This is a genomic window from Luteibacter sp. UNC138MFCol5.1, from assembly GCF_900110505.1.
Taxonomy (GTDB): Bacteria; Pseudomonadota; Gammaproteobacteria; order Xanthomonadales; family Rhodanobacteraceae; genus Luteibacter.
The window spans coordinates 316,053-328,988 of record NZ_FODZ01000001.1 but is presented as its reverse complement, the minus strand read 5'-3'; the positions used below and the strand labels follow the sequence as shown (position 1 = coordinate 328,988).

The window sequence follows — 12,936 nt, the reverse complement described above, 5'->3', positions numbered from 1 at the left end:
CATTGTTCGACTTACGCGATATTTACGGTGTATCGCGGCGGGGGCGGGGCGTAACGTTTGCGTAAATTTCGTTGGGGGGGCGCGGTCGCGAAGACCGTGCGTGGTCGCCGTGGGCACCGGCGACCACGCGCCATGTCACCTCGTGGCCGCCGGCTCCAGCTTCTCGCGGAACAGCTCGTCGATGCGCCGGTATTCGTCGTACCAGGAGTCCGCGTGCACGAAACCGTGCCGTTCCAGCGGATACAGCGACATCCAGAAGTTCTTCTTGTGTAGTTCGATGAAGCGCTGGTAAAGCCGTATCGAATCGCTCGCCAGGACGTTGTCGTCGATCAATCCATGTTCGATGAGCAGGGGATCGGACAGGGCGTCGGCGTACTGGATCGGCGAGCTCGCCTTGTAAGCTTCCGGGTCGATCTGCGGATCGTTGAGGATGTTCGACGTATATTCGTGGTTGTAGCTGGTCCAGTCCGTGACCGGGCGCAGCGCGGCGCCCGCGGCGAATTCGCCCGGCGTGCGGAGCAGGGCCATCAACGTCATGAAGCCACCGTAGCTGCCGCCGTAGATACCGACGCGCTTCGGGTCCACCCCGTGCTCCTTGACCAGCCACGCCTTGCCGTCGAGCAGGTCGTCGAGTTCCGGGTGACCCATCTGGCGGTAGATCGCCGTGCGCCAGTCGCGGCCGTAGCCCTTCGACGCGCGGTAGTCCATGTCGAGCACCACGTAGCCGCGCTGCACGAGCAGGTTGTGGAACATCTGCTCGCGGAAGTACGCCGGATACGACAGGTGCACGTTCTGCAGGTAACCGGCGCCGTGCACGAAGATCACGGCGGGACGCGACGCCGCGGCGGCCGCATCGGCGGGACCGTAGAACTTCGCCCAGACGGTACCCGCGCCATGGGTCGACGGCACGCCGACGATGGTCGGCGCGATCCACTCGCGCGCCTTGAACGCGGGCTTGCGGGTGTCGGTCAGGTCGCGCGGCGAGGCGCCGTCGACGCCGGTGGTGGCCAGTTGCGAGGGGATGTACGGCGACGAGTGCAGCACGGCCAGCTGAAGGCCGTCCGGCGAGAGCGCGAAGTCGTCGAGGCCCTGGTACGAGGTGACGCGCGCGAGCTCGCCACCCTGCACCGGCACGCTGTAGATGTCGTAGCTGTAGGGAGCGACCTTGTTGCTGCGCACGTAGAAGCGCGTGCCGTCCGGGCTCAGCACCGGATGGTCGACCTCGAAGCGGCCGGCGGTCAGCGCCGTGGCCTTGCCGCCGGGGGCACGCACGTAGAGGTGGGCATAGCCGGATTCCTCGCTCAGGTACCAGAGCGTGCGGCCGTCGCGCAGCCAGCCGAAGTCGTTGCCGTCCCAGTTGATCCACGCCTTGTCCGTCAGTCGGTGCTGGCTGACGAGCGCGTGCCGTTCGAAGTCGACGGTGGCGATCCAGCGGTCCTTGTTGTCGATGGCGCGCAGTTGCACCGCGACGCGCTGGCCGTCGTCGCTCCACACGATGCCCGGGCTGTATTCGCCGTTGACGATGACCGGGCGCGTCTTCGGCGCGGCGAGCGCATCGGCACGATCGGCCTTGCCGTCCTTGCGCAGGCTGGCGATGGCCTTCGCACGCAGGCCGGCGAGCGGATCCTCGCCGATGCCCGGGAGCTTGCCGGTGTCGAGGTCGTAGCTCGCGTGCGTCTTCAGGTCGAGCAGGCGCAGCGACTGCGGCGCCGGATCGTTGCGGCCGACGTACGGGCGCGTGGCCTCGGGCTCGGCGTAGCCGGAGTCGGTCACGTAGTGGGTGAGGTCGGCCACCTTGCCCGTGTCGGCATCCTTCGCCTGCGTGACGACGAGCAGCCAGCGGCCGTCGGGCGACAGCGAGGTATCGGCGACGCTCGTGTTCTTGCCGAGCCAGAACGCCTTGGGCGCGCGGTTCGGATCGGCCGCCGCGAGGACGTCCGCGTCGGCGGTCATGGCCGCCTCGTCCGCACGCAGGCCACGCAAGGTGCTGAACAGCGACTGCTGCTCATCGGCGAGGGCATCGGGCTTCTTCGCCTTCGGATCGTCCTTCTCTTCGAGTTCGGCGGCCCGGGCGACGGGTCCACCCGTCACCGCATAGGTGAACCAGTCCTTGTCGGCGCGGAAGGTGAGCAGGCGGCCATCGGCGGAGAAGCGCGGTTCGCTCTCCTTCGCCGACGAGCGCGTCACCTGCACGGTCGCGCCGCTGGCGAGGTCGCGCAGGAAGACATCGCCATGCCGGATGAAGGCCGCGCGGCGGTGCTCGCGGTCGAACACGGCCTTGCCACCGTCTGCCTGCGCGACGGCGGCGGGATCGAGCCGCTCCGGCGCGCCGCCGCGCGCGGGGACACGCCAGAGATCGCGCACCGGGCTGCCGTCGCGCTTCTGCGAGTAATAGACCTGGCCGCCGTCGACGCTCCAGTAGATGTCTTCGACCGCCGGGCCGATCCAGTCCGGGTCGGCCATGATCGTTTCCATGTCCAGCGGCGGCGGCGCGGCGAGCGCGGGCGCGGCGGCGAGCACGGTCAGCAGGGCGGTGGCGAGTACGCGCATCGGGCGGTCCGTCGTGAAAACGAGCGAGCTTACCCGGTAGGCGCGCGCAACGCATGGTGGGAGCGGGCCGTGGGTTCGTCGCGAAAAGCGGTCGCGCGCAGGGCGCGGTCCTACTACCCTCGGGAATCCTCCCCGGGAGTCTCCCCATGCGCGTCATCGTTCCTCGCCTTCTCGCCACCAGCCTGTTCCTCGCCTTCGGCGCCCACGCGGCCTCGACGACCCCGCCGGCGACGCCGAAGCGCGTGGTCTCGGAAACGCTCGCCGGCCAGGCCGTGAACGACCCTTACCGCTGGCTGGAGAACCCGACGGCACCGGAGGTTACGACGTGGATCGAGGCGCAGAACGCGTACACGGAGGCGACCATCGGCGCGATGCCGCTGGGCAAGGCACTGAGCGCGCGCATCCGCGAACTCGCGATCACCTCCACGACGCGATCGTCGCCGACGCTCGCGGGCGGCACGCTCTTCTATTTCGAGAACACGCCGCCGCAGCCACAGCCGGTGCTGGTCGCGCAGTCCTGGCCGGACGGCCCGAAGCGCACGCTGGTCGACCTCAACCAGGGTGACGGCAGCACCGCGATCACGGCGTACTGGCCCTCGCCGAGCGGCCGTTATCTCGCCTACGGCACCGCCGAGGGCGGCAGCGAGCTGACCACCATCCACATCCTCGACACCACGACGGGCAAGGCGCTCGCCGATGAGCTGCCCTATGCCGGCGGAGGTACGACGCCACAGGCGCTCGCCTGGGATGCCGACGAGAAAGGCGTGACCTACGCGCGTTTCGACGCGCCGACGAAGAGCAAGCCGCTGCGCGAGTTCGACGCGTACCTCGCCCACCACGTCATCGGCCAGCCGGCGGCGAAGGACACGACGGTGTTCGGCAAGGGGTATTCGCACGTCGCCGAGTACATCCTGCTCGAAGGCAACGGTGGCAGGTCGACCGCTTTGCTCGCCAACGAAGGCGATGGCGGCCCCGCCGACGTCTTCGTCCGCGACGGCGGCGGCAGCTTCCGGAAGGTGCTCGGTCGCGAGGCGGACGCGCGTTCGGCGAGCTGGGTCGGCGACCGCCTCTACGTGGTCACCTTCGCCGGCGCGCCGCGAGGCAAGGTCGTGGGCATCGGCGCCGATGGCAAGGCCGTCGACGTCCTGCCGGAAGGCAAGGGTGCGATCCAGCACGTCACCGCGCTCGGCGGCGGCTTCCTCGTGGTCCGCAGCGCGGGTCCCGACTGGTGGGCCGACCAGTACGACGCGAAGGCCGCCTTCGTCCGCCGCGTGCCGCTTCCCGCCACCGGCATCGCGATCGGCGGCGTGGCCGCGGAGAAGGGCCAGGACAAGGCGCTCATCACGTACGCCGGCTGGACGCAGCCCACGCACTGGGCCGAATACGATGGTGCGACGGGCGCGATCAAGACGATCTTCGAGGTGAAGCCGGCGGCCGATTATTCGAAGCTGCGCGTCACCCGCGTCGAAGGCACCTCGAAGGACGGCAGCAAGATCCCGGTCACCGTGATCGCGATGGACGGGACGACGCCCAACGGCAAGCGCCCGACCATCCTGTACAGCTATGGCGGCTTCGGCATTCCGGTCACCCCCGGCTTCGTGGGCGCGAACCTCGCCTGGCTGGAGCGCGGCGGCGTGCTGGCCTACGCCAACATCCGCGGCGGCAACGAGTTCGGCGAGGCGTGGCACGAACAGGGCCAGAAGCTGCGCAAGCAGAACGTGTTCGACGACTTCTACGCCGCGTCGCAGGCCCTGATCGACACGAAGTGGACCGACACGGGACACCTCGGCATCCTCGGCGGCAGCAACGGCGGCCTGCTCATGGGCGCCGCGCTCACGCAGCATCCGCAACAGTTCCGCGCCGTCGTCGGTTCGGTCGGCATCTACGACGTCCCGCGCCACGAGACCGCGTTCGCCAACGGCCCGTACAACGTCAGCGAGTACGGCACCGTGATCGATCCGGAACAGGCGAAGGCCACGCTCGCGTACTCGCCGCTGCACAACGTGAAGAAGGGCACGAAGTACCCGGCCGTGCTGCTGACCACGGGCGCGAACGATCCACGCGTCGCGCCCTGGCAGTCGCGCAAGTTCGCCGCCGCGCTGCAGGACGCCACCACGTCCGGCCAGCCGGTCCTGCTGCTCACCCGCATGAACGCGGGCCACGGCATCGGTGCGCCCTTCAGCCAGCGCGTGGGCAACCAGGCCCTGTCGATGACGTTCTTCGCGACCGAGCTGGGCCTGGGCGAATGATGTAGGAGCGCGCCCTGCGCGCGACATCTCTTGAGGCCGTGAGCAACAGGACCTGCGGCTCTCGGCAAAAAGATGTCGCGGCCAGGGCCGCTCCCACCATGTTGCTTCGCCCGACCACCTCGCCTGCTAGCATGCCTGGCATTGCTTGAAGGATGATCGCCATGCCGCTACCCACCGTCGAACACGAAACCAAGCCTTCGCCGACCTGGTCCGTCATCTGGCTGCACGGCCTCGGCGCGGACGGCAACGATTTCGCGCCGATCGTGCCGGAGCTCGTCGACCCGTCGTGGCCGGGAATCCGCTTCGTCTTCCCGCATGCGCCCGTGCGCCCGGTGACCGTGAACAACGGCGTGCCGATGCGCGCGTGGTACGACATCAAGGGCCTCGCCATCGCCGACCGGCAGGACGCCGAGGGGATCCGCGCCTCCATCGGCGAAGTGGAGACCCTGATCGCGCGCGAGGTCGAACGCGGCGTGCCCGCGTCGCGCATCGTGCTCGCCGGGTTCTCGCAAGGCGGCGCGATGGCGCTTTCAGCGGGCCTGCGCCACCGCGAGTCGCTGGCGGGCATCGTGGTGCTCTCCGCTTACCTGCCGCTGCACGACACCATCGAGGCCGAGCGGAGCGGTGCGAACCATGCGACGCCGATCTTCTGGGGCCACGGCAGCGCGGATCCGATCGTCCCGATCGCGCTGGGCGAGCAGTCGCGGCAGGCGCTGGAAACCCTCGGTCACCGGATCGACTGGCACAGCTACCCGATGGCCCACCAGGTCAGCCTGCCCGAGATCGTCGACATCCGCGGCTGGATGACGGAGCGTTTCGCGGCCGCGTGATGCATCGCGCGGCGACGCCGCCGGGCATCCGGCATACTCGCCGCATGTCCGCCATCGAGCAGCCCGCACCTACCCGTCCGGCATCGGCACCGCTGCCCGATTTCTGCAGCTTGCCGGTGCTTTTCGCGCTGGTGGTGGTCGGTGCCCTGACGGTCACGCTCATGTGGCTCGCGCCGGGCAACGACGGCGACCTGCGCGACTTCTGCATCGCCGTCCTGTTCACCAGCTGGCTGTCGATCCTGCTCACCGTGGCGCTGTGCAAGCTGCGGCCGTGGATGCAGCGTCTCTCGTGGATGTGGCCGTACGCGGCGGTGTGGCTGCTGCTGGTGCTGACCGTCGGAGTGAGCGCCGCGGCGCTGAGCTGGGTGGATCACAACCTCGAGCTCGGCCTGAGTCCGCCGTCGCGCTTCCGCTTCGTGCGCGACTGCACGCTCGCCACCGGACTGCTCGGCGCGGGGCTGCTTCGCTATTTTTACGTCGTCGCGCAGTGGCAGGGACGTGTCGCGGCGACGGCGCGAGCGCAGGTCGACGCCTTGCAGGCGCGCATTCGTCCGCATTTCCTCTTCAACAGCATGAACGCGGTGGCGACGCTCATCCGCGTCGATCCGGACGCCGCCGAGCGCACCGTCGAGAATCTCGCCGAGCTCTTCCGCGCGGCGCTCGGCAGCGACACCTCGACACCAGGAACGCTCGGGGAGGAACTCGCGCTGGTAGATCGCTATCTCGAGATCGAAACGCTGCGACTCGGCGATCGCCTGCGCGTCGAACGCGACATCGACGTGCCGAGCGACCTGCCGCTGCCCCGCCTGCTCCTGCAACCGCTGGTCGAGAACGCCATCCGCCACGGCGTGCAGCCCAACCGCGGCGGCGGCACGATCCGCCTGGCGGCGCGCACGGTGAAGGGCGGCGTGACGTTCACCATCGACAACCCGCTCGCCGACACCCCGACGACGCCGGGTACCGGGCACGGCCTGCGCAACGTGCGCGAGCGCGTGCGCCTGCACTTCGGCGAGCGCGCCACGGCGGACGCCGCCGCGCGCGATGGCCGTTTCGTCGTCACCCTGTTCCTGCCGGAGACCGCGCATGCGCGTCCTGATCGCCGATGACGAGCCACTCGCGCGCGTCCGCCTGCGCGGCCTGCTGGCGCGCCGACCGGACGTGGTCGTGGTGGGCGAGGTCGGCGACGGGGACGCCGTGATCGAAGCCTGCGCGAGCCTCGCGCCCGATGTCGTGCTGCTCGACGTCGAGATGCCCGGACTGACCGGCACGGCGGCGGCACGCCGCCTCGCGACGCTCCCCGCGCCGCCGCAGGTCGTGTTCTGCACCGCCTACGAACAGCACGCGCTGAGCGCCTTCGATCTCGGCGCCACGGATTACCTCCTGAAACCCGTGCGCGCGGAGCGGCTAGACGAGGCGCTCGACCGCGCGAACGCGAGGCGTCCGGCGCCGCGACCCGATCGCGGCGCGTGGCTGCGGGCGCGCAGCGGCGCGGACGAGGTCCGCGTCGCGCTCGACGACGTGCACTACCTGCTGGCGGACGAGAAATACGTCGCCGTGCATCACGGCGGCGGGATGTGGCTGATCGACGAGTCGCTGCGCCAACTGGAGACCGCGCACGGCGAGCGGCTCGTGCGCCTGCATCGCAACTGCCTGGTGCCGCGCACGCGCCTGCTCGGCCTGAAGACCCTTGCCGATGGCCGCGTCCTCGCGCGTCTCTCGGGAACGGACGTCACGCCGGAGGTCAGCCGCCGCAATCTCCCGGCGGTTCGCCAGCTGCTGCGCATGCCCGGCGCCTGACGCGGCGCGGGCCGTTCGTTGGCGTCCCGCCGACGTTTCGCGACGTGACAGGCACCCGTGCGGACGGGACAATAGGGGACTTCGTCGATCGCTCCGCCGGGAATGTCATGACCGCACCGCTTCGCATCGCCACCCGCAAGAGTGCCCTCGCCCTCTGGCAGGCGGAACACGTCGCCTCCCAACTGCGCCAGGCGCACCCCGGCCTCGTGGTGGAGCTGGTGCCGCTGTCCACGCGTGGCGACGAGATCCTCGACCGCTCGCTCGCCACGATCGGCGGCAAGGGACTGTTCCTCAAGGAACTCGAGATCGCGATGCAGGATGGCCGCGCGGACATCGCCGTGCACGCGCTGAAGGACGTGCCGGCCGAACTCGAGCCTGGGTTCGTCCTGTCGGCGATCCTGCCGCGCGCCGATGCGGCCGATGCGTTCATCAGCAACGCGCACGCGAGCATCGCCGACCTGCCCAACGGCGCCCGCGTCGGCACCTCGTCGCTACGCCGGCAAGCCCTGCTGCGGGCGCTGCGTCCAGACCTGCAGCTGCTCGACCTGCGCGGCAACATCAACACGCGCATCGCGAAGCTCGACGAAGGCCATTACGACGCGATCATCCTCGCCTGCGCAGGCGTGGACCGCCTCGGCATGTCGCACCGGATCACGCAGCGGCTGGCCAGCCCCGAGTGGCTGCCGGCGCCCGGACAGGGCGCGATCGCGGTCGAGTCGCGGGCGCAGGATGCCCGCGTCGCCGAGCTTCTTGCCGTGATCAACGACGAGGAAACGCTCGTCGCGGTGAACGCCGAGCGCGCGATGAACGCCCGGCTCGGCGGCAGCTGCGCCGTGGCGATCGGCGCCTGGTGCGTGGTCGCGGAACATGGCCTCACGCTGCACGGCATGGTCGGCAACGCGGCCACGGGCGACCTGATCGTCGCCCAGGCCGACTACGCGGCCGACGACCCGGTGGAACTGGGCCACGAAGTCGCCGCGATGCTGCTGGCGCAGGGCGCGGACGCGTTCCTGAAGCCCCAGCGCTGACGCGGGACGCGCCATCGCCGGGGCTCGCCTTCCGGCGGATCAGAAGTTGTAGACGAGGTTCGTCGTCGTCAGCTTGTCGGTCTTGACCGTGCCTGGCTGCGTGTCGCTGTTGTAGCGGATCTGGTAGCCGACCTTGAGCGCCATCTTCTTCGTCATGCTGACGGAGAGGCCGACGTCGTTCTGGTAGTACTGGTTCTTCGAGCCCGCTTCGACCAGCAGCGTGTCTTCCAGCGCGGTGTTGTCGGTGAGGCGATACTTCGCGTTGACCAGACCACGGCCGACGACTTCCTTCTCGGCGTCCGGCTTGTAGGTTTCGTTCAGGGCGTTACCCTGCGCGTCGGTCGCCGGCGTGCCGTCCGGGTTGAGCACCGGGCGGGTCGAATTGGCGGGCTGGTAGCGCTTGAAACCGGGACCGATTTCGAAGGACAGCTCGGCGCGCTCGTTCTTCAGCGCGATGTAGCCGTAGCCGACCGAGATGATGCCCTGCCAGATGTTGGCGCCGAAGTCGTCGTGCTCGTAACGCGCGGCCGTCACGATGTAGCTGCGCGGATCGAACTTGTAGCCCACCGATGCGCCGGTGTCGTAGCGGTTCGCCGTGGTGCTGAACTTGTCGACCGGGTTGCCGTCCTGGTCCTCGACCGTGACCTCGCCCTTCGAGCGCAGGCCGTTGAGGTAGAAGTTGTTCTTCCACACCTCGTTTTCCTGGCTCAGACCCAGCTTGGCGTTGGCGTTCTCGGAGCGCGAGTTGCCGCGCGACGACGCGAAACCGAATTCGCCCGAGCCTGTCCAGCCGCCGTTCTGCGCGGCGTTGGAGTTCGTATTCGCGTTGGCGTCCTGGGCCGATGCCGCGAACGGCATGGCGGCGAGGACGAGCGTGGCGATCAGCAGTTTTTTCATCGTCTACCCGGATGTGGAATGGAATCTGTTGGTTGCCCGGCGGCGAGTCGGCGCCCCCGCGCCATACATTTATTCAACGCCGGCCTGAAAGGAGCCGGACGTACGCGCGCCCGAAGAGGCGCTGCTCGAGACATTGACCGATAACGCAGCTTAACGCCCCCAGACCGGCCGCCAGCGCATGCGCCTGGCCGGCCGGATGGGACAGCAGGAGCATCGACGGAAGGCCGACGGAGAGAATCGCGACGGCCACCCGCCAGCCCAGCAGGCCCATCGCGCCGCGGCCGGTGGCGATTTCCGCGCCGCTGCCATGTTCCTCGGCCACCTGGCCCAGGGCGCGCCAGCGCACGCCTTCGACGAGTCCCAGCGCCAGCGCCACGGCCAACAGCGCGAACTGCCAGGGATCGGCCGGATGCGCCGGCGTCTCGGCTTGCGAGGCGACGCAGGCCCAGAACCAGAGGCCGCCCGAGAACAGCGCGGATACGGTGCGGCCCAGTGGCCAGACGTTGGCGATCGTCGCCACCGCCGGCGGAAGCTCCCGCGCCGCCGCCCGTGCTGTATAGACGAGGGTGGCGAGGCTGCCCGCCGCCAGGGCGCCGCCCGCCACGCGGGTGGCCCAGAAGTCGTTCTCGCCCCGCGCCAGGCCGGCGAGCGCCAGCATCGGCAGGAACGACATCATCGCGATCATGCCTTCGAGCGTGGGCATCATGCGCTGCGCCGGGTTCCAGCCGTGCCAGTCGCGGGCGAAGGGAAGGCGCAGGCACGTCGCCAGCAGCCCGCTCCCGGTGAGGACCAGCCCGATCGCCAGGGGCGCCAGCACCTCGCCGCGACCGTCCGCGTACAGGCCCAGGGCCAGCGCGGCGCCAAGCACGATCCACAGGCCGTAACCGGTCGCCGTGGCCGTCTGGACGACCACGATCGGGGTGGAGAACAGGTTGCGGGCAGGTCCCCCCGCGTCCGGCCGGCCCATCGGGCCCAGCACCGCGGAGCGAGCCTCGTTCGGTTCCACCATGGTCGGGGATGGCCTTGGGGAGAATCGCAAAGCAGCATTTTTGCGCCTTATGGCCCCCGGCGCAAACCGCGCGGGCCAGGGCAGCGGGTTCCTACCCGTCGCGGCTGCGCTTTCTCTTGCGGAGCGCCGCGGCCGACCTCATGCTTGAGACGCGTAGATATGGGCATCACGTCCACGCGGACACACTTTCCGAAGCTCCACCTGCCGGCGACACCTCATGGACCGCTACGAGCGCATTCTGACCCTGCACCGGCTGCTGAAGTCGGCCCATTACCCGGTGCCCCTCTCGCGACTGATGGACGAGCTGGAGTGCTCGCGCGCCACGCTGTACCGCGACGTCGCCTTCCTCCGCGACGCGCTGGGCGCACCCGTGCAGAGCGTGGCGGGCGAGCAGGCCTCCTTCCGCTACGAGGCGGGCGAAGGCGACAGTTTCGAATTGCCCGGCCTTTGGCTGACCAGCGACGAGCTCGCGGCGCTGATGGCGCTGAACGAACTCATCGGACGATCCGATCCGGGCGTCCTCGCCGGCGCGCTCGCGCCGTTCAAGGCCCGCATCGAGCGCCTGCTCTCCGACCACGGCAGTGGCAAGGCGCTGCCGGTCGATCGCATCCGCGTGATCTCGTGGGGCGCGCGCCGGATGGACCAGCAGGTGTTCCGCATCGTCGCCGGCGCGGTGCTCGAACGGCGCCAGCTGACGTTCCGCTACAAGGCCCGCACCACCAATTCCGACACCAAGCGCACCGTCTCGCCGCAGCGCCTGACGCATTACCGCGACAACTGGTACCTCGATGTGTGGGACCACGATCGCGAAGCGCTGCGCAGCTTCGCCGTCGACCGGATCGCCGATCCGCAGGCGCTCGACGCGAAGGCGAAGGACGTCGAGGACGCGGAGCTCAACGAACTGCTCGCCTCCAGCTACGGCATCTTCGCCGGCAAGCCGAAGGCCTGGGCGACGATCCGCTTCTCGTCGCACGCGGCGCGCTGGGTCGCCGACGAGCACTGGCACTCGCAGCAGAAGGGCGAGTGGCTGCCCGACGGCCGTTACGAGCTGAAGGTGCCGTATTCGAACTCCCGCGAGTTGCTGATGGACGTGCTCAAGTACGGGCCCGACGCCGAGATCGTCTCGCCGCTGCCGCTGCGCGAGGAAATGAAGATCCTGCTGCAGCTGGCGCTGTCCGGCTACCAGGCCAACGGCAACCATCACTGACAGGACGCGCATGAGCGAGCTCGATATCGCCGATCCCGGCGCGGTGCCGGCTTCCGGCGGCGATCCACGGAAGCCGCGCGTCGCTCTCGCGCTGGGCGCCGGCGCGGCGAAGGGCCTCGCGCACATCGGTGCGATCGAGGTGCTCGAGGAGCGCGGGTTCGAGATCGTCGCGATCGCGGGCACGTCGATGGGCGCGCTCATCGGCGGCATCTACGCGATGGGCAAGCTCGACATCTATCGCGACTGGGTCTCGACCCTCGCGCGCTTCGACGTGCTGCGCCTCGTGGACTGGAGCTTTTCCGGCGGCGGCTTCATCAAGGGCGACCGGATCATGGCCGCGCTGCGCGAACTGATCGGCGAGGTGAACATCGAGGAGCTCGACATCGCCTACACCGCGGTGGCCACCGACATCGATCGCGAGCGGGAGGTGTGGCTGACCCGGGGGCCGCTGTTCGACGCGATCCGCGCGTCCATCGCGATCCCGACCTTATTCCGTCCGTACGCGCACGAGGGCCGCCGCCTCGTCGACGGCGCGCTGCTCAACCCGTTGCCCGTCCTTCCGCTGATGCGCGAAGACGCGGATTACGTGATAGCCGTGAGCGTCGACGGCGCCGCCGAACTACGCAAATCGCCGGAGAAGGACGTCGCCGCGGTCGCCGATGCCGGGTACGTGCGGAGGATCAGCCGTCTCATCGGCAAGGTGCTGCCGCATGGCGAAGGGAAGATCCGCGACCCCGGCGCCTTCGACCTGATGACGCAGTCGATGGACCTGATGCAGGCCAACCTCTCGCGCCTGCGCCTCGCCGCGTATCCGCCGGACCTGCTGGTGGAGATCCCGCGCAACGTCTCGGCGGTGTACGAGTTCTACCGCGCGCGCGAACTCATCGAACTGGGCCGCGAGCGCACCGCGCAGATGCTGGACACCTGGTCGCCGCGCACCCTGGCGCGGTAATCCCGCGGCCTGGCTCGCTGTAGGAGCGCGCCCTGCGCGCGACATCTTCTGAGGCCGTGACCTGGGCTGGCGCGCCACGTTGAAGGCCGCGGCGAAAAGCTGTCGCGGCCAGGTCCGCTCCCACGACAACCTCGGCACCCCCACCTGTGGGAGCGCACCTGGGCGCGACATCTTTTGAGGCCGTGACCCGGAGCTGGCGCGCCACCTTGAAGACCGAGGCGAAAAGCTGTCGCGGCCTGGGGGCCCCACCTGTGGGAGCGCACCTGGGCGCGACATGTCTTGAGGCCGTGCCCTGGAGCTGGCGCGCCACCTTGAAGACCGCGGCGAAAAGCTGTCGCGGCCAGGTCCGCTCCCACAACGGCCTCGGCGCCCCTCCTTGTGGGAGCGCACCTGGGCGCGACATCTTTTGAGGCCGTG

General features: G+C 69.4%; 10 protein-coding genes. 7 read left to right on the top strand and 3 right to left on the bottom strand.

Annotation, left to right across the window (positions count from 1 at the left end):
* Nucleotides 1-135: 135 nt before the first annotated feature.
* On the bottom strand, nucleotides 136-2,550 hold the full coding sequence (locus BMY69_RS01470) for a S9 family peptidase (RefSeq protein ID WP_090175080.1): 2,415 nt from the start codon (nucleotides 2,548-2,550) through the stop codon (nucleotides 136-138).
* Between the two features lie 146 nt (nucleotides 2,551-2,696).
* Here BMY69_RS01470 and BMY69_RS01465 point away from each other — a divergent pair, with 146 nt between their 5' ends.
* The 5 genes from BMY69_RS01465 (at nucleotide 2,697) to hemC (ending at nucleotide 8,454) form a co-directional block, all read left to right on the top strand.
* A complete protein-coding gene (locus BMY69_RS01465; RefSeq protein WP_090175079.1) occupies nucleotides 2,697-4,799 on the top strand; it encodes a prolyl oligopeptidase family serine peptidase in 2,103 nt (700 codons plus the stop codon).
* Nucleotides 4,800-4,960: 161 nt separating this feature from the next.
* Nucleotides 4,961-5,629, top strand: a complete 669-nt coding sequence (locus BMY69_RS01460) for an alpha/beta hydrolase (protein WP_090057946.1) — start codon at nucleotides 4,961-4,963, stop codon at nucleotides 5,627-5,629.
* Nucleotides 5,630-5,673: 44 nt separating this feature from the next.
* Nucleotides 5,674-6,735, top strand: a complete 1,062-nt coding sequence (locus BMY69_RS01455; RefSeq protein ID WP_090175553.1) for a sensor histidine kinase — start codon at nucleotides 5,674-5,676, stop codon at nucleotides 6,733-6,735.
* Nucleotides 6,713-7,426, top strand: a complete 714-nt coding sequence (locus tag BMY69_RS01450) for a LytR/AlgR family response regulator transcription factor (protein WP_090175078.1) — start codon at nucleotides 6,713-6,715, stop codon at nucleotides 7,424-7,426. Before BMY69_RS01455 ends, BMY69_RS01450 begins: the two co-directional genes overlap by 23 nt.
* Before the next feature lie 107 nt (nucleotides 7,427-7,533).
* Entirely contained in the window at nucleotides 7,534-8,454 is a 921-nt protein-coding gene (gene hemC, locus BMY69_RS01445; protein ID WP_090175077.1) for a hydroxymethylbilane synthase, read from the top strand.
* A 39-nt stretch (nucleotides 8,455-8,493) separates the two neighbouring features.
* Here hemC and BMY69_RS01440 read toward each other — a convergent pair whose 3' ends face one another.
* Nucleotides 8,494-9,351 carry a DUF481 domain-containing protein gene (locus BMY69_RS01440; protein ID WP_090057953.1) on the bottom strand — a complete coding sequence of 286 codons (858 nt, stop codon included), beginning with the start codon at nucleotides 9,349-9,351 and terminating at the stop codon, nucleotides 8,494-8,496.
* A 73-nt stretch (nucleotides 9,352-9,424) separates the two neighbouring features.
* Nucleotides 9,425-10,360 carry a hypothetical protein gene (locus BMY69_RS01435; protein WP_090057955.1) on the bottom strand — a complete coding sequence of 312 codons (936 nt, stop codon included), beginning with the start codon at nucleotides 10,358-10,360 and terminating at the stop codon, nucleotides 9,425-9,427.
* Between the two features lie 217 nt (nucleotides 10,361-10,577).
* Here BMY69_RS01435 and BMY69_RS01430 point away from each other — a divergent pair, with 217 nt between their 5' ends.
* Both BMY69_RS01430 and BMY69_RS01425 read left to right on the top strand, forming a co-directional pair.
* Entirely contained in the window at nucleotides 10,578-11,567 is a 990-nt protein-coding gene (locus BMY69_RS01430; RefSeq protein ID WP_090057958.1) for a helix-turn-helix transcriptional regulator, read from the top strand.
* A 10-nt stretch (nucleotides 11,568-11,577) separates the two neighbouring features.
* Nucleotides 11,578-12,519: a patatin-like phospholipase family protein gene (locus tag BMY69_RS01425; protein ID WP_090057962.1), complete on the top strand. Its 942-nt coding sequence runs from the start codon at nucleotides 11,578-11,580 to the stop codon at nucleotides 12,517-12,519.
* The last annotated feature ends 417 nt before the right edge of the window (nucleotides 12,520-12,936 follow it).